This is a genomic window from Streptomyces sp. NBC_01537 (assembly GCF_045040445.1).
Lineage (GTDB): Bacteria > Actinomycetota > Actinomycetes > Streptomycetales > Streptomycetaceae > Actinacidiphila.
In genome coordinates, this window is the sequence record NZ_CP109392.1 from 9,443,223 (window position 1) to 9,466,348 (window position 23,126).

At 72.1% G+C, this 23,126-nt stretch carries 21 protein-coding genes; 7 read left to right on the forward strand and 14 right to left on the reverse strand.

Annotated features, from left to right (window positions below; translation table 11 throughout):
- Positions 1-7: 7 nt before the first annotated feature.
- From OG607_RS43200 to OG607_RS43220, 5 genes are all read right to left on the reverse strand, one after another.
- Positions 8-541, reverse strand: a complete 534-nt coding sequence (locus OG607_RS43200; protein ID WP_405735621.1) for a GNAT family N-acetyltransferase — start codon at positions 539-541, stop codon at positions 8-10.
- Between the two features lie 43 nt (positions 542-584).
- On the reverse strand, positions 585-2,270 hold the full coding sequence (locus tag OG607_RS43205; RefSeq protein WP_405735624.1) for a DUF885 domain-containing protein: 1,686 nt from the start codon (positions 2,268-2,270) through the stop codon (positions 585-587).
- 95 nt (positions 2,271-2,365) lie between these two features.
- On the reverse strand, positions 2,366-3,583 hold the full coding sequence (locus OG607_RS43210) for a GNAT family N-acetyltransferase (protein ID WP_405735626.1): 1,218 nt from the start codon (positions 3,581-3,583) through the stop codon (positions 2,366-2,368).
- Positions 3,584-3,665: 82 nt separating this feature from the next.
- Positions 3,666-4,193, reverse strand: coding sequence for a DUF1990 family protein (locus tag OG607_RS43215; protein WP_405735629.1), 528 nt, complete (start codon positions 4,191-4,193; stop codon positions 3,666-3,668).
- 26 nt (positions 4,194-4,219) lie between these two features.
- Positions 4,220-5,812 carry an alkaline phosphatase D family protein gene (locus OG607_RS43220; RefSeq protein ID WP_405735631.1) on the reverse strand — a complete coding sequence of 531 codons (1,593 nt, stop codon included), beginning with the start codon at positions 5,810-5,812 and terminating at the stop codon, positions 4,220-4,222.
- 149 nt (positions 5,813-5,961) lie between these two features.
- Between OG607_RS43220 and OG607_RS43225 the strand changes: the two genes are divergently transcribed.
- Positions 5,962-7,632: a PucR family transcriptional regulator gene (locus tag OG607_RS43225; RefSeq protein ID WP_405735634.1), complete on the forward strand. Its 1,671-nt coding sequence runs from the start codon at positions 5,962-5,964 to the stop codon at positions 7,630-7,632.
- Positions 7,633-7,657: 25 nt separating this feature from the next.
- Here the strand turns inward: OG607_RS43225 and OG607_RS43230 are convergent, their stop codons facing one another.
- From OG607_RS43230 to OG607_RS43255, 6 genes are all read right to left on the reverse strand, one after another.
- The gene (locus OG607_RS43230) at positions 7,658-9,217 is read right to left on the reverse strand and encodes an NCS1 family nucleobase:cation symporter-1 (protein ID WP_405735638.1); all 1,560 of its coding nucleotides are present in this window, start codon (positions 9,215-9,217) and stop codon (positions 7,658-7,660) included.
- A gap of 87 nt (positions 9,218-9,304) precedes the next feature.
- Entirely contained in the window at positions 9,305-10,321 is a 1,017-nt protein-coding gene (locus OG607_RS43235; RefSeq protein ID WP_405735641.1) for a TIGR03842 family LLM class F420-dependent oxidoreductase, read from the reverse strand.
- A gap of 24 nt (positions 10,322-10,345) precedes the next feature.
- Positions 10,346-11,746 carry a dihydropyrimidinase gene (gene hydA / locus OG607_RS43240; protein ID WP_405735644.1) on the reverse strand — a complete coding sequence of 467 codons (1,401 nt, stop codon included), beginning with the start codon at positions 11,744-11,746 and terminating at the stop codon, positions 10,346-10,348.
- Positions 11,747-11,775: 29 nt separating this feature from the next.
- A complete protein-coding gene (locus tag OG607_RS43245; protein ID WP_329321090.1) occupies positions 11,776-12,618 on the reverse strand; it encodes a nitrilase-related carbon-nitrogen hydrolase in 843 nt (280 codons plus the stop codon).
- Positions 12,619-12,846: 228 nt separating this feature from the next.
- Positions 12,847-13,335, reverse strand: a complete 489-nt coding sequence (locus tag OG607_RS43250; protein ID WP_405735647.1) for a GNAT family N-acetyltransferase — start codon at positions 13,333-13,335, stop codon at positions 12,847-12,849.
- Between the two features lie 49 nt (positions 13,336-13,384).
- The gene (locus OG607_RS43255) at positions 13,385-14,131 is read right to left on the reverse strand and encodes an IclR family transcriptional regulator (RefSeq protein WP_405735650.1); all 747 of its coding nucleotides are present in this window, start codon (positions 14,129-14,131) and stop codon (positions 13,385-13,387) included.
- Between the two features lie 176 nt (positions 14,132-14,307).
- Here OG607_RS43255 and OG607_RS43260 point away from each other — a divergent pair, with 176 nt between their 5' ends.
- From OG607_RS43260 to OG607_RS43280, 5 genes are all read left to right on the forward strand, one after another.
- Positions 14,308-14,760: a hypothetical protein gene (locus tag OG607_RS43260; RefSeq protein ID WP_405735653.1), complete on the forward strand. Its 453-nt coding sequence runs from the start codon at positions 14,308-14,310 to the stop codon at positions 14,758-14,760.
- A 284-nt stretch (positions 14,761-15,044) separates the two neighbouring features.
- Positions 15,045-15,797, forward strand: coding sequence for a cyclase family protein (locus tag OG607_RS43265; protein ID WP_405735656.1), 753 nt, complete (start codon positions 15,045-15,047; stop codon positions 15,795-15,797).
- A gap of 44 nt (positions 15,798-15,841) precedes the next feature.
- Positions 15,842-16,630: an IclR family transcriptional regulator C-terminal domain-containing protein gene (locus tag OG607_RS43270; RefSeq protein ID WP_405735659.1), complete on the forward strand. Its 789-nt coding sequence runs from the start codon at positions 15,842-15,844 to the stop codon at positions 16,628-16,630.
- A gap of 174 nt (positions 16,631-16,804) precedes the next feature.
- Positions 16,805-17,596 carry a phytanoyl-CoA dioxygenase family protein gene (locus OG607_RS43275; RefSeq protein WP_405735662.1) on the forward strand — a complete coding sequence of 264 codons (792 nt, stop codon included), beginning with the start codon at positions 16,805-16,807 and terminating at the stop codon, positions 17,594-17,596.
- 5 nt (positions 17,597-17,601) lie between these two features.
- The gene (locus tag OG607_RS43280) at positions 17,602-18,510 is read left to right on the forward strand and encodes an RNA polymerase sigma-70 factor (RefSeq protein WP_405735664.1); all 909 of its coding nucleotides are present in this window, start codon (positions 17,602-17,604) and stop codon (positions 18,508-18,510) included.
- A gap of 1 nt (position 18,511) precedes the next feature.
- Here the strand turns inward: OG607_RS43280 and OG607_RS43285 are convergent, their stop codons facing one another.
- Positions 18,512-19,258, reverse strand: coding sequence for a glucose 1-dehydrogenase (locus tag OG607_RS43285; RefSeq protein WP_405735667.1), 747 nt, complete (start codon positions 19,256-19,258; stop codon positions 18,512-18,514).
- A 125-nt stretch (positions 19,259-19,383) separates the two neighbouring features.
- Between OG607_RS43285 and OG607_RS43290 the strand changes: the two genes are divergently transcribed.
- Positions 19,384-20,124, forward strand: a complete 741-nt coding sequence (locus OG607_RS43290; protein ID WP_405735670.1) for a GntR family transcriptional regulator — start codon at positions 19,384-19,386, stop codon at positions 20,122-20,124.
- A gap of 39 nt (positions 20,125-20,163) precedes the next feature.
- Here OG607_RS43290 and OG607_RS43295 read toward each other — a convergent pair whose 3' ends face one another.
- Together OG607_RS43295 and OG607_RS43300 are read right to left on the reverse strand one after the other, a co-directional pair.
- Positions 20,164-21,789 (reverse strand): alpha/beta hydrolase, encoded by a 1,626-nt coding sequence (locus OG607_RS43295; RefSeq protein ID WP_405735673.1) that lies wholly within the window; start codon positions 21,787-21,789, stop codon positions 20,164-20,166.
- A 129-nt stretch (positions 21,790-21,918) separates the two neighbouring features.
- On the reverse strand, positions 21,919-23,079 hold the full coding sequence (locus tag OG607_RS43300; protein ID WP_405735676.1) for an ROK family protein: 1,161 nt from the start codon (positions 23,077-23,079) through the stop codon (positions 21,919-21,921).
- Positions 23,080-23,126 lie beyond the last annotated feature (47 nt).

The following is a 23,126-nucleotide window of genomic DNA, read 5'->3' on the forward strand; positions in this document are numbered from 1 at the left end:
ATCGGCATCATGCGGCGGACGGGCCGCCGAGCTCGTACGCGCGCAGGCCGTCGCGGTCGCCGACCCTTGTGAAGCCGACGCGCGCCAGCACGCGCTGGGAGGCGGCGTTCTCGGGATCCGTGGTGGCCAGGACGGTACGGACCTCCGGGCGGCTCAGGGCCCAGCGGGATATCAGCCGGGCGGCGTCGGTGGCCCAGCCCCCGCCGCGCGCGGCGGGCACGAGGTCGTAGCCGATCTCGGCGACGCCGTCGTCGGAGGGCGGGCCGTGGAAGCCGATGCCGCCGAGGGCGACCAGGTCGTCGGAGCGCTGGATCGCGAAGAGCCCCCATCCCGGGGCGTACAGCCCGGCGACGGCGGCCTTGACGGTCATCGTGGCGGCGGTGACAGTGCCGTCGCCCGGGACGCCGTCGAGCCAGGTCAGCGCGGAGGGCCTGCCCTCGGCGAGCTGGGCGGCCTCGTCGGGGAGCTGCTCGCGCAGGGTGACGCGGCCGTCGGTGAGGACGAGGCGGCCGTCGTCGGCGTGAGTGGCGTGCAAAAGCATCGGGAAGTGAACCGTTCTGTAGATCAGCGGGGGAGCGCGAGGATCAGAGCCGGGACAGCTCGTCGACCAGGTCGTCCAGGCCCAGCGAGCCCTGCGAGAGCGCGGCCATGTGCCAGGCCTTGGGGTCGAAGGAGTCGCCGTGGGCCTTGCGGGCGGCGGCGCGCCCCGCGAGCCATGCCCGCTCGCCGAGCTTGTAACCGATGGCCTGGCCGGGGATGCCGAGATAGCGGACCAGCTCGCTGTCGAGCATCGCGGCGGAGAAACCGTTGTAGAGGCCGAAGAACTCGCGGCCGAGCTCGGGGGTCCAGCGCTCGCCGGGGCGGAAGGGGCTGTGCGCCGGGATGGGGAGAGAGAGGTGCATGCCGATGTCGAGGATGACGCGGGTGGCGCGCAGCATCTGGGCGTTGAGGTAGCCGAGGCGGTGGCCGGGGTCGGTGAGGAAGCCGAGCTCGTCCATGAGGCGCTCGGCGTACAGGGCCCAGCCCTCCAGGTTGGCGCTGACCCGGCCCAGGGTGGCCTGGTAGCGGGAGAGCCGGTCGGCGACGAACACCCACTGGGCGAGCTGGAGGTGGTGTCCGGGCACGCCCTCGTGGTACCAGGTGCTGACGAGGTCCCAGACGGGGAACCGCTCCTCGCCGAGGGTGGGCAGCCAGGTGCGGCCCGGCCGGGAGAAGTCCAGTGAGGGCGCGGTGTAGTAGGGCGCGGCGGCGCTGCCGGGCGGGGCGATCCGCGACTCCACGCGCCGCACCGGCTCGGCGAGGTCGAAGTGGGTGCCGTCGAGCGCGGCGATGGCCTCGTCCATGAGGGCCTGGAGCCACTGCTGCACGGCGTCGACGCCCTCGATGGCCTCTCCGTCGGAATCCAGATGGGCGAGGGCCTGCAGCGGGGTGGCGCCGGGCAGCACCTTCTCCGCCTCCTCGCGCATCTCGGCGTCCAGGCGGTGGAACTCCTCCCAGCCCCAGGCGTACGCCTCGTCCAGGTCGAGGTCCGAGCCGGTGTAGTAGCGCGCCCAGCGCGCGTAGCGCTCGCGGCCGACGCCGTCAGGGGTGCCGGCCACGGCGGGGGCGTACACATCGCGCAGCCAGTCCCGCAGCGCGCGCATCCCGGCGGTGGCCTCCGCGCCGGCGGCGTCCAGCTCGGTGCGCAGCGCCTCGGCGCCGCCCGCGGCCAGTTCGGCGAACCAGCTCCTGCCGTTGTCCCCGCTTTCGTCCAGCCACTCGTCCAACTGCTCGACCACCGTGGTCACCTGGCGCGGGGCCGCGTGCAGCTTGCGGGACAGGCCCGCCGCCAGCGATTCGCGGTAGCCCGCCATCGCGGCCGGCACCGCCCGCAGGCGGGCGGCGATCGCGGCCCAGTCCTCGTCGGTGTCGGTCGGCATCATCTGGAACACGCCTCGCGCGGAGTGGGCGGGGCTGAAGAGGATGTTGATCTGCCGCAGGTTCTCGCCCGCCTCGTGCACGGCCAGTTCGGCCGTCAGCCGCTCCCGCAGCAGCCGGGCGCAGCGCCGCTCGGTGTCGTCGTCCACCGGTCCGCAGGCGTCGAGTTCGGCGAGGGTGCGGCGGGCGAGGTCGGCGACGGCCTCGAGCCCGGCGGGGGAGTAGTCGGGCAGCCGGTCCTGGCCGGAGCGCAGGCCGAGGTAGGTGGCGGCGGTGGGATCGAGCTCGGTGTAGGCGTCGACGTACGCGTCGGCGATCTGACGCGGGAGCCTGCTGTCTGCGGTGGTGGACATGCGGACATCTTTGTACGTGACAGCTGGCCGCGTCATCGTCATTACCGATCACATGCCGGGCCGGTCCAGGGGACGGGCCCCTGGACCGGTGTGGTTCAGCGGTGCGGCCGGGCGGGGGCGTCCGCGGGCGCCAGGGTCGCGGTGATGACCAGGGTGCCGTCCTCGACCTGGTAGTCCAGCGGCAGGCCCAGGCGTCGCATCGTCGCGACCATCGCGGTGTTGGTGGCCTGGGTCACCGCGTAGACGGATCCGCAGCCCGCCTCGGCGGCCAGGACGGTCAGCCGGCCCAGCAGCTCGGCCCCGATGCCCTGGTGCTGCCAGCCGTCCTCGACCAGCAGGGCGACCTCGGTCTCGTCGCCGTCCCACAGCAGGTGCGCCAGCGCCGCGATCCGGCCCGACGCGGTCTCCACGGCCAGCGTCTGCCCGAACCGCGGGCTGAGCAGGTGCTCCAGGTAACGGTCGGCGTCCGCGACCGGGCCGTGGTAGCGCTTCGCCAGCGTCGCGGGCGAGCAGCGCCGGTGCATCGCGCGGGCGGCCGGCAGATCCTCGGGCCCGGCCCGGCGGATGGTGATCTCGTTGCCCTCGGCCAGCGTCATGGTGTCCCGGCCCGCGGGCATCCGTACGCCCAGCTGCGCGTCGAGCTCGACCAGCGCGCGGGCCCGCGCGAACTCGGTGGGGGTGAACGGCAGATACGCGCGCTCCACGGTGATGCTGCCTCCGGACGGGTCGCGCAGCCGCATCACGGTCCCCTCCAGCACGTCCTCGTGCGGAGCGTCGGAGCGTGCCGCGGGCAGCGATCGGATGCTGCACCGGCCGAACAACTGCCTTAGCGCCAATGGCAGTTCGGCGGCGTCCATCGCGGTGCGGGTGGCGAGGTTGAGCATCCGGGTCGGGGTGTCCACCAGGTCGTGCGCGTCGGCCCGCTCCACCCAGGTGTCCCGCCCGCCCGCGCCGCCCACGGTCTGCGCGAGCCCCCCGGGCGCCATGGCGGCGGGGACACGCAGCAGGAACTCGTCCACCGTGCCGTCGGCCAGCGGATGGGTCTGCAGGGTGAGGATGTCGATGCCGTGCCCGGCCAGCGCCGTGCACACTGCGGCCAGACTGCCGGGCGTGTCGCGCACGGTCGTACGCATCCGCCACAGGACGGCGGGCCCCTCGGCAGCGGCCGGCGCGGCGGCCGGCTCCGGCGCGAGTGGCGGCGAATGACCGTGGCGGCGTGCCCACCATGTACGGAAACCGGCAGCCAGTTCGATCAGGTCGCGCCGCCGGCGCTGGCGGCGGGCTTTGTCGTTCGAGGAAGGCAGATGCGTCATGCAACCACCATCCCTAAGGGTTGTTGCGTGATCACAAACGCTCTATGACCGATGGGTAAAGGGTGCTTCATGCCCGTTGAGTTCACCTTTCCGCTGATTGGTCCAGCGTGAGTCCGCGCAGACACCGGCCGTACCGGCGTGCAGCCGCCCGCTGCGCCATCCGGGTGACCGGCCCGGCCGCCCGCAGATACCAGGCCGCCGGGCGGCTGAACGCCGTCACCGTCAGCCACACCGATCCGTCGGCCTCCCGCTCCACGACGAAGGACTCCTCGCCGCACTCCGGGTGCCCGGCGAGCGTCCCGTACGCGAAGCCGGTCCGCCGCTCCTCGCGCACCGTCCAGACCACCTCGCACGGGATCCGCACCGGCCCCGCCCGCATCACGACCCGCACCCCCGGCGCCGCATCGGGCGCGGCCGCGTCGACCCGCAGCCCGGCGGCGCGCTGCATCCGCCAGGCGAGCAGCGCCCGCCCGGCCGCCGCGAAGGCCTCCTGCCCGTCGCCGAGCCGGGTGCGTTCGCGCAGCAGGTGATAGCCGGGCGGCGGCAGCGACCCGGGGTCCCGGGTCGCGCCCACTTCCGCGTACGTGAAGCCGTCCGTCACGGCGGCCATCCTCTCAAGAGGACGTACGGCAGGGGCTACTGGCCCACCCGCCCCGGCTGCAGCACCTGGGTGAAGAGCACGGTGCCGTCCTGCTCGCGGAGCCGGACGGTGAGCTCGCCGGAGGCGCCGTCGATGTCGACCCCGCCGAAGAACTGGTAGCCCTCGGCGGGGGAGACGTTGGCGACGGTGGGTGCCTTGACGAAGACGCGGTCGGGGCCGAAGGTGCCGTCGAGCGCGTTGGCGGGGAAGGCGCCGGCGTTGAGGGGGCCGGAGACGAACTCCCAGAAGGGCTCGAAGTCGGTGAAGGAGGCCCGGGAGGGGTCGTAGTGCTGGGCGGAGGTGTGGTGGACGTCGGCGGTGAGCCACAGGGTGCCGGTGATGCGGCGGTGCTTGATGAAGCGCAGCAGCTCGGCGATCTGCAGCTCGCGGCCGAGCGGCGCGCCGGGGTCGCCCTGGGCGACGGCCTCGATGTTGGCCTTGCCCTCCGTGGTGTCGGGGACGACCAGGCCCAGCGGCATGTCGGCGGCGATGACCTTCCAGGTCGCGCGGGAGCGGGCCAGCTCGCGCTTGAGCCACTCCAGCTGCTCGCGGCCGAGGATGCCCTGCGGGTCGTCGGTCTGGGTGCCGGGGGAGTTGGCGTTGCGGTACGTGCGCATGTCGAGCACGAACACGTCCAGCAGCGGCCCGTGGTGGTGCACCCGGTAGACCCGCCCGTCGGGGCGGCGCAGGGTCGAGATGGGGAAGTACTCGGAGAAGGCCCGGCGGGCGCGGGCGGCCAGCACATCCACGTTCTTCTCGGTGTAGCGGGTGTCCGTGGCGGCGATGACCTCGCCGGGGTACCAGTTGTTGCGGACCTCGTGGTCGTCCCACTGGATGACGGACGGTACCTGCGCGTTGAAGCGGCGCAGCGCGTCGTCGAGCAGGTTGTAGCGGAAGTTGCCGCGGAACTCGGCGAGCGTCTCGGCCACCTTGGACTTCTCCTCGGTGGTGACATTGCGGTAGAGCGAGCCGTCCGGGAGGGCGGCGGTGGCGGAGATCGGGCCGTCGGCGTAGATGTTGTCGCCGCTGCACAGGAAGAAGTCCGGGTCCAGCGCTCCCATCGCGTCGTAGATCCGGTAGCCCCCGATGTCCCGGTTGATGCCCCAGCCCTGCCCGGCCAGGTCCCCGGACCACACGAAGCGCACCCCGCCGCCCGCGCGGGCGGGGGCCGTACGGAAGGTGCCGGTGACCGGCTCGCCGGTGCGGCGGGGGTCGTCGGGGTCGGCGAGGGTCACCCGGTAGTGGATCTGCTCGCCGGACGGCAGGCCGTGCAGGGCAGCCGTACCGGTGAAGTCGCTCCCGGAGCCCAGCAGTGGGCCGCGCCACCGGCGGGCGTCCCGGAACGAGCCGGTGGCCGAGGTCTCGACGACCATCCGGGCCGGGCGGTCCGAGCGCACCCACACCAGGCCGGAACTCGCCGTCACGTCACCGGCCTGCACGCCCCAGGGCGCCGACGGCCGCCCCGACCGGGCGAACGCGGGCGCCGCCACCGCCACGGGCACCAGCAGCGCCCCCGAGGCGGCGAGCCCGCCGCGCAGTACGGAGCGGCGGCCCACCGCGGCTGAGCCGGAGCCGGATTCGTTCGACATCTGTGTCCTCCCGTAACAACGCTCGTCGTCTGTCTCGATCCGTTCCTACTGGTGCCACATGCCCTGGGCCCCAACGACCGGTGAACAACACCGCATACACTCCACTCCCGGGGGACTCCCGGGGGCAGCACGAGGACGGGCGTACCGCGTTGAGCGACCAGAATCCGGCCACCCAGCCGCCGCAGGCCACGGCGGAGCGGCTCACCGTGCGCGACATCCTCGACCTGGAGCTGGTCGCGCCATGGGGAGCCGAGGTCGTTGCGGGCGCGGCGCATCTGCACCGCACGGTGCGATGGCTGCATGTGGCGGAGGCGCTGGACGTCGGGGTGATGCTCAACGGCGGCGAGATGGTGCTCACCACCGGGCTGCTGCTGGCGGGCGACGAGCGCGCCCAGCGCGAGTACATCGAGTCGATGCAGCGCGCCGACGTGTCCGCCGTGGTGCTGGGGCTGGGGCGGGCCTTCCGTACGACCCCGGAGCCGATGCGCCGGGCGGCCGAGCGCTGCGGGGTGCCGCTGATCGTGCTGCACCGGCCCGCGCCCTTCGCCCGGCTGACCGAGGAGGTGCACTCGCGGCTGGTGCACGGACGCTTCGCGGCGCTGAACCTCTCCGACCGGGTCCGGTCCTCGCTGACGACGCTGAACCTGTCCGGCGCGTCGCTCCAGCAGGTGCTCGACGAGATCGCCTCCTACAGCGGCTGCCCGGCCGTCCTGGTGAACCTGGCCCAGCGGGTGCTCGCCTCGGCCGGTGACAAGGGGTCGCTGAGCGAGCTGATGCGGGACTGGGACCGGGTGTCCCGGCAGGTGGCGGGCCTGATCGGCACGGCCGCGTCCGCGACGGCCACCAGCCCGGTCATCGTCGGGCCGGACGGCTGGATCGTGGCCTCGCTGGAGGCGCGAGGGAGGCAGTGGGGGCGGCTGGTGCTCTTCGGCTACCAGGGCTCCGAGGAGTTCGGCCGCGTGCTGGGTGCCCGGGCCGCCGAGGCCCTGGTCATGCACCGCCTGCTCGGCGACGACCTCGACCGGGGCTGGGAGGACCAGGCCGCCGAGTCCCTGCTGCTCGACCTGGCCTCGGGCGCGGCCCGCCCCGAGCAGCTGCTGACCCGGGTCCGGGCGGCCGGGCTGCCGGTCAACCGGCGCACCTTCGTGCCCGTGGTCGTACGCCTCCTCCAGGAGCCCACCGCCGGGCGGGACGACATGCCCGAACTGATCGACCGCGTGCTCGCCGAGAATCCGGCCGTCGCCGGCCTGGTGGCCCGGATCGGGGCCTCGGGCACCGCCGTCCTGCTGAGCATTCCCTATGACCAGGACGCGGACGCCGCCGTCCACCGGGTCGCCGAACAGGTGCACGAGGGCCTCGCGGCGACCGGCCGCACCGCCGTCGCCGGGGCCGGCTTCGGCTGTACGGAGCTGGACGGGATCCGCCGCTCCTTCGTCGAGGCGGTGCATGTGGCCGACGCCGCCGTGGCCGGCCCCCCGAAGGCCCCCGTGGCGCGGCTGCGCGACGTACGGCTGCGCGGACTCGTACGGCTGCTGCGCGACGAGCCGGAGCTGCAGGCCTTCATCGAGCGCGAGCTCGGGCCGCTGCTGCAGAACCCGATGCTGCTGGACGTACTGCGCACCTACCTGGAGACCGGCCGCAACAAGTCCCTGGCCGCCCAGGTCAGCCACGTCAGCCGGCCCGCCTTCTACCGGCGGCTGGAGAGCATCGAGACGCTGCTCGGCATCGACCTGGACGACTGGGAGCAGCTCACATCCCTCTATGTGGCGCTGCTCGCGCACGAGGCGCAACGCGCGGCGGGGCCCGGGTCAGACCGCTGACCCGGGCCCCGCTCTGCTGGTGCGTTCAGCTCTTGACGGGCTCCGCGCTCTTGCTGTCCGGGACGTACCGGGTCAGCAGGAAGTACACGGCGAGCGACGCGGCCAGGCCGACCGCCCATCCGTAGTCCGCGAGCGGCTTGAGGAACGAGATGATCCCGTCCACCGGGAACGGCCCCTGCTTGACGCCCTTGGTGTCCAGCTTGGAGTACGAGCCCCCGATGGCCAGGACGGCCCCGACGGCGAAGGCGACCAGCGCCCGCCAGTTCCAGCCGCCGTCGTACCAGTAGCGGCCGCCGGCCTTGTAGAGGTCCTCCAGGTCCAGCTCGGTGCGGCGGATCAGCCAGTAGTCGGCGATGAGGATGCCCGCCACGGTGCCCAGCAGGCCACCGACGGTGCCGAGCCAGGTGAAGATGTACGCCTCCGGGCTGGCCAGCAGCTTCCACGGGAAGATGGCCACACCGAGCCCGGCGGTGATCAGCGCGCCGGTACGGAAGCTGATCTTGCGCGGGGCGATGTTGGACAGGTCGAAGGCGGGGGAGACCGTGTTGGCGGCGATGTTCACCGACAGCGTGGCGATCAGCACCGTGACCAGGGCGAACAGCGTGCCCGCCCAGTTGTCGATCTTGGCGGACAGCGCCACCGGGTCCCAGATGGCCTCTCCGTAGACGGCCTCGGAGCCCGAGGTCACCAGGACCGACAGCAGGGCGAACAGGGTCATCGTGGTCGGCAGGCCGAAGGCCTGGCCTCGCAGCTGCGCCTTCTGGTTGGCGGCGTAGCGGGTGAAGTCCGGGATGTTCAGCGACAGGGTCGACCAGAAGCCGATCATGCTCATCAGCGACGGGAAGAAGACCTTCCAGAAGTCGCCGCCCCAGCCCAGCTTGGACGGCTGGTCCAGCAGGGTGCCGAAGCCGCCCGCCTTGACGCTGATCCAGATCAGCAGCGCGATCGCGCCGACGATGACGAACGGTGCCGCCCAGTTCTCGAACCGGCGCACGGTCTCCATGCCGCGGATGATGATCGCGATCTGGATCGCCCAGAAGATCACGAACGACAGCCACTGGGTCCACGGATACCCGCCGACCGTGCCCGCGCCTGACCATCCGTCGCCGAAGATCTTTCCGGCGAGCAGGAAGATGCCGGAACCGCCGATCCAGGTCTGGATGCCGAACCAGCCACAGGCCACCGCGGCCCGGACCAGCGCCGGCAGGTTGGCGCCCCGGATGCCGAACGAGGCACGGGCGAAGACCGGGAACGGGATGCCGTACTTGGGGCCGGCGTGGCCCGTCAGCAGCATCGGGACCAGCACGATGACGTTCGCCAGGGCGATCGTCAGGACCGCCTGCTTCCAGTCCATGCCGAAGGCGACCAGACCGGAGGCCAGCGTCCAGGAGGCGACGTTGTGGGCCATGCCGACCCACAGCGCGGCGAAGTTGTAGGTGGTCCACTTGCGTTGTGCCAGCGGGACCGGGAGCAGGTCCTCGTTGGCGTAGGCGCCGGACGGGACCGCGTCGGCGGGAAGCTCGACGCGGCCGTCGGCCACGGTTCTCTCGGGAGTGGACGGGGGCGGTGGCGCGGTGGCTGTCATGACTGCAGCCCCTTCGTTCGAGGCGGGGACGGGGAGGTCGAACGCTTGCCGTGCGGGTGGCGGGTTCTGGGGGTCGGGCGTTGGACGTCAGGAGTTGACGGCGGGGATGACCGTCGTGCCGTAGATGTCGATGGTCGACTCCTTGGTGTCCTGCATGTTGTAGAGCGCGAACTGGTCGACGCCCAGCGCCTTGAGGGCGTTGAGCTTCTCGATGTGCTGCTCGGCGGTGCCGATCAGGCAGAAGCGGTCCACGATCTCGTCGGGCACGAAGGCCGTGTCCGGGTTTCCGGTCCGGCCGTGGTGGGAGTAGTCGTACCCCTGCCGGGCCTTGATGTACTCCGTCAGCTCCTCCGGGACCATGTCGGAGCTCTGGCCGTACTTGCTGACCAGGTCCGCGACGTGGTTGCCGACCATGCCGCCGAACCAGCGGCACTGGTCACGGGCGTGGGCCAGCGCCTCGGGGGAGTCGTCCTCGGTGACGTAAGCGGGCGCCGCGACGCAGATCTTGACGTCGTCGGGGTTCCGGCCGGCGGCGACGGCCGCGTCCTTGACCGCCTTGACCATCCACTCGGTGAGGTAGAGGTCGGCGAGCTGCAGGATGAACCCGTCGGCCTTCTCGCCGGTCATGGCGAGGGCCTTGGGGCCGTACGCCGCCATCCACACCGGCAGCTTGCCGTCCTTGATCCACGGCATCCGGATCACCGTGCCGCCGAGGTCGGCCTCGCGGCCCTCCCCGAGCTCCCGGATGACGTGCATGGCCTCTTCGATCCGGGCCAGGGTGTTGGGCTTGCGGCCCGCCACGCGCATCGCGGAGTCGCCACGCCCGATACCGCAGACGGTCCGGTTGCCGAACATCTCGTTCAGCGTCGCGAAGGTGGAGGCGGTGACCTCCCAGGTGCGGGTGCCGGGGTTGGTGACCATCGGGCCGACGATCATCCGCTCGGTCTGGGCGAGGATCTGGCTGTAGATGACGAACGGCTCCTGCCACAGCACGGCCGAGTCGAAGGTCCAGCCGTAGGTGAAGCCCTGGTCCTCCGCGCGCTTCATCAGCTCGACGACATACGACGCGGGCGGATCCGCCTGGAGTACGAGACCGAAATCCATTGCTCTGCTGCTCCCTGAATGAGGCTAGATGAGGTACTGACAGGTCTCGCGGGTCTGGTAGCGGCCGTGCCCGGCCCGTCCCAGGTACCGGTCGTCGTCGATGATCACGGTGCCGCGCGACAGCACGGTCCGGGACTTGCCGCGCACCTGCATGCCCTCGTAGGCCGAGTAGTCCACGTTCATGTGATGCGTGGCGGCCGAGATGGTCTGCTCGGCTTCCGGGTCGTAGATGACGATGTCGGCGTCGGCGCCCGGCGCGATGGTGCCCTTGCGCGGGTAGAGGCCGAACATCCGGGCCGGGGTCGCGCAGGCGATCTCGATCCAGCGGCGGCGCGAGATCCGGCCCTCCACGACTCCCTGGTGGAGCAGGTCCATGCGGTTCTCGACGCCGGGCAGACCGTTGGGGATCTTGGAGAAGTCGCCCCGGCCCAGCTCCTTCTGCCCGCTGAAGCAGAACGGGCAGTGGTCGGTGGAGACCACCTGGAGGTCGTTGGTGCGCAGGCCCTTCCACAGCTCGGCCTGGTGCTCCTTGGGCCGCAGCGGGGTCGAGCAGACGTACTTGGAGCCCTCGAAGTCCGGCTCCGCCAGATTGTCCGTGGACAGGAACATGTACTGCGGGCAGGTCTCACCGAAGACGTTCAGCCCCCGGTCGCGGGCCGCCGCCAGCTCCGCGACCGCCGACGCCGCCGAGACGTGCACGACGTACAGCGGCGAGCCGGCGACCTCGGCGAGCTTGATCGCCCGGTGGGTGGCCTCGGCCTCCAGCAACTCCCTGCGCACCTCGCCGTGGTAGCGCGGGTCGGTCTTCCCGGCCGCGAGCGCCTGCTCGACCAGGACGTCGATGGCGATGCCGTTCTCGGCGTGCATCATGACCAGGCCGCCGTTGTCGGCGCCACGCTGCATGGCACGCAGGATCTTGCCGTCGTCGCTGTAGAAGACGCCCGGGTAGGCCATGAACAGCTTGAAGGAGGTGACTCCCTCGTCCACGAGGAGATCCATCTCCTTGAGGCTGTTCTCGGTCACGTCCGACATGATCATGTGGAAGGCGTAGTCGACCGCGCAGTTGCCCTCAGCCTTGGCGTGCCAGGCGTCCAGGCCGCTGCGCAGGCTCTCACCGACCGACTGGACGGCGAAGTCCACGATGGTCGTCGTGCCGCCCCAGGCGGCGGCCCGGCTGCCGGTCTCGAAGGTGTCCGAGGCCGAGGTGCCGCCGAAGGGCAGCTCCATGTGGGTGTGCGCGTCGATGCCGCCGGGGATGACGTACTGGCCGGTCGCGTCGATCACCGTCTCGGCGGTCCAGCCCTGCGCGACGGCGCTGCCGGTGGCGGCCAGGGCGACGATCTGCTCGCCCTCGATGAGGACGTCCGCGTGGACCTCCTCGGCGGCGGTGATCACCAGACCGCCGCGGATCAGGGTTCGGCTCAAGGGACTCACTGGGAAACCTCGCCCTCCCCTCAGGCCTCGGTCAGCGGGCCGTAGGCGTCCGGGCGGCGGTCCCGGTAGAAGGCCCACTGCTGCCGGACCTCCTCGATCTTGTCCATGTCGAGGTCGCGGACGACCAGTTCCTCTTCCTTGTCCGAGGCCACGTCGCCGACGAACTGCCCGCGCGGGTCCACGAAGTACGAGGTGCCGTAGAAGTCGTTGTCGCCGTACTCCTCGACGCCCACCCGGTTGATCGCCGCCACGAAGTACTCGTTCGCCACGGCCGCCGCCGGCTGCTCCAGCTGCCACAGGTACGCCGACAGGCCGCGCGAGGTCGCCGAGGGGTTGTAGACGATCTCCGCGCCCGCCAGGCCCAGCGCGCGCCAGCCCTCCGGGAAGTGCCGGTCGTAGCAGATGTACACGCCGACCTTGCCGACCGCGGTGTCGAACACCGGCCAGCCCAGGTTCCCCGGCTTGAAGTAGTACTTCTCCCAGAAGCCCTTGACCTGCGGGATGTGGTGCTTGCGGTACTTGCCGAGGTAGGAGCCGTCGGCGTCGATCACGGCGGCGGTGTTGTAGTAGAAGCCCGCCTGCTCGACCTCGTACACCGGCACGACGATGACCATGTTGAGTTCCTTGGCCAGCGCCTGCATCCGCACGATCGTCGGCCCGTCCGGAACCGGCTCCGCCCATTGGTAGTGCTCGGCCTCCTGCACCTGGCAGAAGTAGGGGGCGTTGAAGACCTCCTGGAAGCCGATGATCTGCGCGCCCTGAGCGGCCGCCTCACGGGCGTACTGCTCGTGCAGCGCGATCATCGATTCCATGTCGCCGGTCCACTTCGTCTGCACCAGCGCGGCGCGCACTACTCGACTCATGGGTCTGCCCTCCAGAGCTGAACTCTTGGCTGTTGACGGCTGACACTAGGAGCCCTGGGACATGAGGTGCAGTATCACGCTGTAACGCGATGAGGCCTTGCGCGTTCCGCCGCGTCACCTGCGGCGATGCCGTTCGGGCGATTGTCATCGGCGGTCGCGGGAAGGGTGAATTCGCGGTTTCCTGTTCGCCTGTTCGGTTACGTCCGCGTATCGCGTTCGACGTCCGCGTCAGAGCGTGCGGTGCATGATGTGCAGCCCGACGTAGCCCTTCGCGGGGTGCCGGAAGCCCTCCGGCAGGGTGCCCAGCACCTCGAAGCCGAGGGACCGGTACAGCTTCACCGCGTGGACGTTCGTCTCCACCACCGCGTTGAACTGCATCGCCCGGAAGCCGGCCGCGCGCGCCCACTCGATCGTGTACCGGCACAGTGCCCGGCCCACGCCCCGACCGGAGTGGGCCGGGTCGACCATGTAGCTGGCGCTCGCGATGTGCGAGCCGTTGCCCATGTGGTTGGTGTTCATCTTCGCCGTGCCCAGAACCGTTCCGGCCTCGTCGACGGCGACGACCGTACGGTTCGGAGGCGGCAGGAGCCACCAGTCGCGGCCCTGTTCCTCGCTGAGATCGACCGGATAGGTGAAGGTGTCACCGGCGGCGACGATCTCGTGGAAGAAGGGCCAGACGGCCTGCCAGTCCTCGGTGTCGGCTTCCCTGATCAGCATGACGGACAGGATGTCGTCAGGGCAGCGGGGCCGCCAAGGGCTTTTCGCATCAGCCCGCCCCTCGCAGCGTGTTCTCCAGCCACCGGCTCCAGCGCAGCGCGGCGGCGGCGCAGATATCGGTTCGGGGGGCCAGCCGGACGCGGGGGCCGACGACCTGGACGGCGGCGACGACCTCGCCCCGGAAGTCGCGGACGGGGGCGGCCACGGCGTACAGGCCGGGCTCCGCCTCCTCGTCGACCACGGAGTGGCCGCGGTCGCGGGTGACCGCGAGCCGTGCGAGGAAGTCGTCCAGCCCGGCAGGGGTGTTGGGGCCGTGACGTACGAAATCGGTGCGGGCGAAGACCGCGGCGACCTCCTCGTCGTCGGCGTCGCAGAGCAGGGCCTGGCCGCTGTCACTGCAGTAGGCCGGGTAGGGGCGGCCGATCCAGGAGCCGACCTGGTTGCTGCCGGGGGGCACCCGCTCGGCGATGGTGACGGTGGTGTCGCCGACGAGTACGCCCAGGTAGCAGCTCTCCCCGGTGTCGCTCACCATTCCCTCCAGCGCCGTGAGCCCGTCGGTGCGCAGCCGGTGGGCGGTGACCTCCTGCGCTTCCGCGTACAGCCGCCAGTGCGGGGCGAAGACGCGCGGGGCCGGCTCCTGGAGCAGGAATCCCGCGTCGGCCATCGCGTGCAGGTTGCGGGAGAGCCGGCTGCGGTCGCGGCCCATGTCGCGGGCCAGGTCGGTGGCGGAGACACCGGATGTCCCGCGGGCGAGCGCCGACAGGATGTCGAGCCCCTTCCCCACGCTTGAGTCCATTGCCGCACCCTATCCGGGATGCTGGTGTGCGCAATATGCATCATGTGATGCATCTGATGCACGAAATTGCGGCGTAGCGTGTTAGTTTTGGCGCCGGAGACCGAGAGCCGGAGACCGAGAGCCGGAGACCGAGAGCCGGAGACCGAGAGCCGGAGACCGAGAGGGGACGCGCGCACATGACCGCGATGACGATGCCGGGAACCGGCCGACGGGACCTGATCCGGCGTCGGCCGGTCCGGGCGATCAAGATCCACTGGCCGGTCTCGCACCGTACGGTGGCCGCCGTCGGAGCCGGCGACGTCGAGGTGCTCCGCGACGACGAGTCCCTCGCGGCGCTGCTCCGCGAACTCAGGGCGTCGCCCGGCGTCGGGGACTTCGGTCTCTACGAGGACGTCTTCGAGGTGAGCATCGGCGCCGAGGGCTTCACCCCGAAGGACGGCGCCCTGCCCGCCTTCGGCGCGGTCGGCGGCCGGACGCTCTCGCCCACCCTCGCCCTCACCACGTACATCGACGCGGCGGCGGGGGAGGACGAGATCTCGCAGGTCCTCGCCCGGATCGTCGCGGCCCACCCCTGGGAGGTCCCGGTGGTCGAGTTCTCCGCCCCGCTGGAGCTCGTATCCCGCGCCTAGGGCCTGTCTTGTGGCTGCGGTCCATGTGCCGCTGGCGCGGCGTGGCCGCGGCGTCGCGTGCCCTGGCACCAGCGCTCGCCGCGTTGTCGTCGGTCAACGACGTCCCCCAGCTAGACGCTGGGAGGTGCCCCCACCGCGTTGCCTCCCTCCTCCGCCTTGCGATCACAGGCACCGCAGTGACACCAGCCGCTGGCGCGGCGGGCCGCTCCTTCCCCACGGAGATCCACAAGACAGGCCCTAGCCCCGCCTGAAGCCCCGCCCGAACGAGAACTGAGGACACCACCGTGGCCGAACCCCGACTGTGGGCCGCATTCCGCGAGCTGAGCGAGAAGGCGACCCGTACCGACCTCACGCACGCGTTCCACCCGGGCCAGCCGCACTTCCCGGCCTTCCCCGACGAGACGCGGCGCATGCCCTTCGACATGGCGCGCGGCGACGGCTTCAACGTGCACCTCTACACGATCGTCGGCCAGTGGGGCACGCACGTCGACCCGCCCTCGCACTTCGTGGCCGGGGCCCGGACGCTGGACGAGATCCCCGTCGAGGAGATGATCCTGCCGCTGGTGGTGCTCGACATCACCGGCCGGGTCGACGCCGACCCCGACGCGGTGCCCACGCTCGACGACGTGGCCGCGTGGGAGGCGCGCAACGGCCGGATACCCGCGGGCTCGTTCGTGGCACTGCGTACCGGCTGGGGCCGCCGCTGGCCCGACGCCGCCGCGATGGCCAACCGGGACGAGGCAGGCGTCAGCCACGCGCCGGGCTGGTCGGCCGACGTGCTGCGCCACCTCTTCGAGGACGCCGGCGTCACGGCCATCGGCCACGAGCAGACCGACACCGACCCCGGACTCGCCACCTCCGCGGGCGACTTCAGCCTGGAGCTCTACGTCCTGGAGCGGGACCGCTGGCAGATCGAGCTGATGGCCAACCTCGACCGGGTGCCCGAGGCCGGGGGCCTGATCGTCGCCACCTGGCCCAAGCCGCAGGGCGGATCGGGTTTCCCCGCCCGGGTGTTCGCCCTGCACATCGACGACTGACCTATCGACGACTGACCTATCGACGACTGACCTATAGTGCGGACGTGACAGCACGGGACCCCGCCGCCCCCGCCTCCTCCTCCCTACGGACGGGCCTGCGGGTCATCGAGACGGTCCTGGAGCGCGAGGTCTCCGGACGCGGCGGCTTCAACGTCAGCAGGCTCGCCGACGAGGTCGGCATGGAGCGCAGCAAGGCGTCCCGGATGACCCAGGAGCTGTGCGACAAGGGCTGGCTCGAACGCCGCGAGGACGCCACGCTGCGCGTTTCCCGCGAGTTCCTCGCGCTGGCGGGGGCCCTCGACGCCGGACCGCTGCGGCGCGCCCGCGCCGTCCTGCGCCGGCTCGCGGTCCAGTACGGGGCCGGCGCCCGGCTCTCCGTACGCGACGGCGTCCTGGTCCGCCTCCTGCGCTCGGAGTCCGCCGCCGCCTCGGCCTACGGCGCCGCGGACCAGTGGCGAACCCACGCCGGCCTGATCACCCCGTGCTGGTGCACCGGCGCCGGCCGGGCCCTGCTGCTCGACCACACCGAGGACGAGCTCGCCGACCTGCTGGACGGCTACGAACTCATCGGCGTGGGCGGCCCCCAGGCCGCCCGCTCCGTCCAGGACCTGGTCCGGGCCAACGACCGCGACCGCCCAGGCGGTGTCGTCGCCGCCCACGGCGAGTTCGAGCACGGCGTCACCGAGTACGCCGTCCCCGTACGCGACAGCCACTCCCGCATCCGCGCCGCCCTCGCCGTCCTCGGCCCCCGCCACGGCCTGGCCGCCGACGAGCCCGCCCTGCGCGCCGACCTCACCGCCGCCGCCGAAGAGCTGGGCGCCCTGTTCCGGTGAAAAGCCCGGACCGCCCGGGAACTCCCGCCGCGCGCCGCTAGTTGGACAGACACGGGCCGGCGCACAGCGCGGGCCCGGCCAGCGGCCCCGACCGGGCGCCCCCGTCCCGGTCGGGGCTCTTACTGCCCTGGAAAACCGCTCGTGCCGGCGAGCCGGACGCGATTCCATGGACACGTGGACGATGACGAACTGCTGCGCCGCTTCGCCGAAGACGGCTTCGTGCGCATCGAGGGCGCCTTCCCCGCCGCCACCGCGCAGGCTTGCGTGGACATCATGTGGCCCGACACCGGCTGCCGCCCCGACGACCCGGCCACCTGGACCCGGCCGGTCGTACGCCTCCCCGGATACGGAGGCGGCCCTTTCGAGGAGGCCGTCACCGCGCCCGCCTTGCACGCCGCGTACGACCTCCTGGCCGGTCCGGGCCGCTGGGTGCCGCGCACCGGTCTCGGCACCTTCCCCGTACGCTTCCCGCACCCGGACGATCCCGGCGACGGCGGCTGGCACGTCGAGGGCAGCTACACGCCGGAAGGCGCGCACCACTACTGGACCAACGTCTTCTCGCGTGACCGTGCCCTCCTGATGCTCTTCCTCTTCACCGACACCGGCGAGGACGACGCCCCCACCCGGGTCCGGACCGGCTCCCACCTCGACGTGCCCGAGGTCCTCCGGCCGGCCGGGGAACAGGGCATGGACGGTTTCGCCCTCGGCCCCCTCGTCGACGCCGCCAGCGCGCACCGGCCAGAGACCTGCGCCACCGGGCGCGCCGGAGACGTCTACCTCTGCCACCCCTTCCTGGTGCACGCCGCCCAGCCGCACCGGGGCACCCGCGTACGGTTCATGGCTCAGCCGGGCCTGGAGCCGACGCGGCCGCTGCGCATCGACCGGCCGGACGGCGCGTACTCGCCCGTCGAGGCGGCCATCCGGCGAGGGCTCGGTCTGACGGGGACGGCCGGAGTGGTGGAATAGGACCCGTGACCGACGACACAGCGACGTCAGCGGCGGCAGAGGTCTTCGAGGAGCACCGCCGGCTCCTCACCGGCGTCGCCTACCGCATGCTCGGCCGTTTCGCCGACGCCGAGGACGTCGTCCAGGAGGCCTGGCTGCGCTGGGCCGACGCCGACCGCGACGCCGTGCGCGAGCCCCGTGCGTACCTCGTCACCGTCACCACCCGCCTCGCCATCGACCGCCTGCGGCAGGCCCAGTCCCGCCGTGAGTCCTACGTCGGCCCCTGGCTGCCCGAGCCCGTCGCCACCGACTTCGGCCAGACCGTCCCCGACGCCGCCGAGCGCGTCGTCCTCGCCGAATCCGTCTCCCTGGCGCTGCTCGTCCTCCTGGAGTCCCTCTCCCCGCTGGAGCGCGCCGTCTTCGTCCTCCGCGAGGCCTTCGGCTTCCACTACGCCGACATCGCGACCGCCCTCGACCGCGCCGAACCCGCAGTCCGGCAGCTCGCCACCCGCGCCCGCCGCCACATCGACGAACGCCGCCCCCGCTACGACGCCGACCCCGCCGCGACCGCCGCCGTCACCGAACGCTTCCTGTCCGCCGCCCTCGGCGGCGACCTCCAGGGCCTCCTCACCCTCCTCGCCCCCGACGTCCGCCTCATCGGCGACGGCGGCGGCCTCCAGAAGGCCCCGCTGCGCGTCATCGAAAGCGCCTCCAAGGTCGGCCGCTTCCTCCACGCCATCGCCGGGAACTCCCTCCCCGAACCCGCCTTCACCTTCCAGGAGGTCAACGGCGCCCCCGCCGTCGTCATCACCTCCCAGGGCGCACCCCACACCGTCCTCGCCCTGGACCTCACCGACGGCCTGGTCTCCTGCGTCTACGTCCTGACCAACCCCGAGAAGCTCGGTGGCGTCAGGCCGCCCAAACCGGACGCCTGACCTACCGCCCGCCGGCCACCCGCAGCACCGTCCCCGTCGTGTACGAGGCCTCCGGCGACAGCAGCCACGCCACCGCCGCCGCCACCTCGTGCGGCTCGCCGGCCCGCCGGAGCGGGACGGCCGGGGCCATCCGGTGGGCCCGCTCGGGATCGCCCATCGCGGCGTGCATCTCCGTCAGGATCACGCCGGGCTGTACGGAGTTGACCCGCACCCCGTCCGGGCCCAGCTCGGTGGCCAGCCCGACCGTCAGGGTGTCCACGGCGGCCTTGCTCGCCGCGTAGTGGACGTATTCGCCGGGACCGCCCAGCGTCGCCGCGCGGGAGGAGATGTTGACGATCGCGCCGCCCCCGCCCCCGTACCGCGTGGACATCTCGCGCGCGGCCCGCCGCGCACAGATGATCGTGCCCATCACATTGACGTCCACGACCCGTCGCATGACCTCGACCGGCGTCTGGGTGAAAAGCCCCAGCGGGCCGGTGATCCCCGCGTTGTTGACCAGCCCGGTGACCGGCCCGAGCCGGTCCCGTACGGCGTCGAACAGGGCGTCCACCTCGGCCTCGTCGGCGGTGTCGGCCCGAACCGCCATTGCCTCCGCCCCGGCCTCCCGCACCCGCCGGACAACGGATTCCGCGGCCTCGCGACGGCTGCCGTAGCCGACGCAGACACTGTGCCCGAGCGCGGCCAGCCGCAGCGCGACGGCCTCGCCGATTCCCCGGCTCGCGCCGGTCACCACTGTCACTGGATTCATGATCGCGAGGCTACCGGCGCGGCGGCACCCGGCATTGGTCTTGACCAGAGACGGGGAGCCGCCCTATCGTCGCGTAATAGTGCAAGGACCTTTAATAAAGAGCGGTTCGGAAATCGGAGGACAGGGTGGGGACCACGCAGCTCGAAACGGTGCCGGAACCCAAGTACTGGCACCTGAAGACGGTGCTCGTCGACGCTCTGGACTCCGAGTTCACGGTCGGTGAGATCCTGCCCAACGAGCGGGAGCTCGCCGCGCGGTTCGGCGTGGCCAGGGCCACCCTCCGGCAGGCCCTGGAGCAGCTGGAGCTGGAAGGCCGGCTGCAGCGCCGCCGCGGGGTCGGCACGACGGTGGCGCCGCCGCGCATGGGCGTGTCCGTGGACCCGACGCAGGGCGAATGGCCGGGCGTCGGCGGCGAGACCTGGCGCACGGTCGGCTGCGTCGAGGCGGCCGCCCCGGCAGCCGTGGCCGCGATACTGGGCACCGACGGCGACCAGCTCGTGCACACCGTCCGCCGGGAGCGGATGATGCACGGTCAGCCGGTCGCCACCGAGCTGCTGTACGTGCCCCCGGCCTCCGTACCGGACCTTCCCGGCGACCTCACCCCGGCCGCCCACGCCCCCGCCGTGCTGCGGGAGCTGCAGATGCTGCCGCTGGCCGGCGAGGACCGTTCCGTGGAGCTCGGCTCCGCGCGCGCCGAGGACGCCAAGCAGCTCGACCGGCTGCCCGGCGCCCCCGTACTGGTCGTCACCACCCGCTATGTGAGTGCCGGCCAGGTCGCCGCGGTGGCCGTGGCGACCTACCGCGCCGACACCTGCCGCCTGACCTTCGGCGGCACCGGCCCGGAGATCGCCCTGGCCGCTTCCTGAGCGGAGCCCAGGGCCTGTCTCCGGACAGGCCCTGAGGCCCTAGTACCAGCGGCCCGCGTTCGCGTCCCGCGCACCCTGCGCGCCCGCCGGAACGGGTAGCGGGTGCCCGGCGCACCGCACGTCGTGCGAGTCGGTGCGGCCCGTCAGAAGGTAGCGGTCCACGCGGTCGTTGAGGCAGCGGTTGCGGAAGCTGATCAGCCCGTGCGAGCCGCGCCCCACCTCCGTGATGAGCCGTGACCCGGCCAGCCTGTGGTGCAGTTCCAGTGCGCCCGCGTACGGCGTCGCCGCGTCCCGCTCCGACTGCACGATCAGGACCGGCGGCAGCCCGGCGCCGTGCGGCACCCGCACATCGACCGGGTGCGAGGAATGGACGGGCCAGGAGGCGCAGGGCAGATTCAGCCACGCGTTGGACCAGGTCTCGAAGGGGTACTTCTTCGCGAGGCGCGAGTTGTCCCGCTCCCAGGTCTGCCAGTCGCGCGGCCAGGAGGCGTCGCCGCACTGCACCGCGAGATACACCGCCTCGCTGTTCTCGTCGTTCTTCGCGCTGCCCGGGTCGGGTGTCGCGGCCGCCGTCAGCGGTTTGGCGTCGCCGTGCAGAAAGCGCGACAGCTGGTAGGCGAACGGCACCCACTGCGGGTCGTAGTAGGCCGCCTGCACCGCCTGCGCGTGCAGCTCGCCGGGCCCGACCTTCCCGCCGGCCGGGTGCTTGGCGAGCTTGCGCATGGCCTTGTTGAAGGAGGCCATCACCCGGGCGGGCGTCGATCCGAGCCGGTAGACCTTGTTGTGCCGGGCGGCCCAGGCCCGCCAGTCCGCCCAGCGCTTCTCGAAGGCGATGTCCTGCTCCAGGTTCGCGCCGTACCAGATGCCGCGCGGGTCGGGATTGACGACGCTGTCGAAGACCATGCGCCGGACGTGCGAGGGGAACATGTGCGCGTACACCGCGCCCAGGTACGTCCCGTAGGACACGCCGAAGTAGTTGAGCTTCGGCTCGTGCAGCGCCGCCCGGATGACATCCAGGTCCCGAGCGAGATCCTCGGTGGTCATATGGCCGAGCAGGGCGCCCGAACGCTTCAGGCAGCCCGCCGCGCGGGCCTTGGCCGCGGCCCGCTCGCGGGCCTTCACCTTGGCGGTGGGGTGGCGCGGGTCGGGCGTCGGAGCGTGCTGGTACTGGGACGGCTTGACGCAGGAGATCGGCGCTGAGTAGCCCACCCCGCGCGGGTCGAAGCCCACCATGTCGTACGCCCGGGCCGAGGCGGCCCAGATCTGCCGGGTCGGCGCCGGGATGTCCGCCTGGCCCAGGCGCGGGAACCACAGGCCGGAACCGCCGGGGCCGCCGGGGTTGAACAGCAGCGCGCCCTGGCGGGCGGAGGCCGGGCCGGAGGCCTTCAGGCGGCTCACCAGGAGCCGGATCTTGGCCCCCTGGGGTTGTGCGTAGTCCACCGGCACCTCGACCCGGCCGCACTGGATGGGGGCTTTGAGGCGGGTGCCGGCCGGGCACGCGCCGAACTTCAGGTCCGCCGCAGCGGCCTGCTCTGCGGCAACGGCGGCGCCCGCCGCAGCCTGGTAGTCGTCGGAGACCGGGTCCGGCGCGTAGGCGGCGGCCGGAGCGGTCAGTGCCCCTGCCGCCAGCACCGCGGACACACCAAGGATGACTGCTCGCCGCACGCGGGACGTCCTCTCAAGATCACACAAGACCGCTGATGAGAGGGATCGTCGGCTGGTCGGACAAACCGTCAAAACAGCCATGCCGGGAGGCGGCCGCAAGTTCGCCCGAATGCCCGGCGCGCGAAAGGCTCAGCGCAGTGGCAACGACGGCCGCGCCACCGCGAACAGCTGCTCCTCGACCTGGTCCAGGGCCAGCCGCAGCGCCCCCGTCGCGATCGCGTCCGGGCCCAGCGCGGACAGCGCCACCCTCGGCGGGAGCAGGCAGTAGCGGGTCAGCTGCTCGCGCAGCGGCTCCAGTACGTCGTCGAGCCCCGCCGCCCAGCCGCCCACGACGACCAGTTGGGGGTCGATCGCCAGCACCAGAGCGGCCACGTCGTGCACGAGCCTGCGCAAGAAGCGCTCCACGGCCTCCACCGCCTGTACGTCGCCGCTCCGGGCCAGTGCGAACACCTCGGCCACCGCCGACTCGTCCAGCGGGTGCAGCGGCGTGCCGGTGGTGGACAGCAGATGCTCGGGAGTGGCCTCGCGGCCCAGCAGATGCAGCACCCCTATCTCCCCGGCCGCGCCCATGAAGCCCCGGTGCAGCCGCCCGCCGATCAGCGACCCGGCGCCGGGGCTCAGCCCGGCCAGTACGAAGACGACGTCGTCGGTGCCGGCCGCGGCGCCCTTCCAGTGCTCGGCCACGGCCGCCACGTTCGCGTCGTTCTCCACCAGCACCGGGCAGCGGAACGAGCGCTGCAGCCGTTCCCCGAGCGCCAGTCCGGTCCAGCCCGGCAGGGCGGTGCACAGCCGCACCACCCCGTCGGCCTGGATGATGCCCGGGCTGCCGACGCCCACCGCCCACAGCGTGCTGCGCGCCACCCCCGCCCTGCGCAGCAGCTCCGCCACCGTGCTGCGGATCCGATCCAGCCGCTCCTCCGCCGGAGCCTTCTCGGCCACGTCGTGGGCGTACGAGCCCACCATCGCGCCGCTCAGGTCCGACAGCACCGCCCGTACCTGGTGCGAGCCGACCTCGATGCCCAGCACATGCCCGGCCTCCGCGTGGAACCGGAATCTGCGGGCCGGCCGCCCCTGCTTGCGTACGTCCCCCGCATCGGCCGGGGCCTCCACCACCAGGCCCGACTCGGCCAGGCCCTCGATGACGCCCTCGACCGTCGGCCGCGACAGGCCGGTGCTCTGCACCAGTTCCGTCAGGCTGGGGGTGCGGGCGTCGCGCAGGGCATGCAGCACCACCGCGGAGTTGATCCGCCTGAGCAGGGAAGGATCCCCGCCGGTGAGCCGGCCGCCCAACGTACATCCTCCCAGCCAGGCCCTGTCCGGGTCCCGTGTTTGGCCGG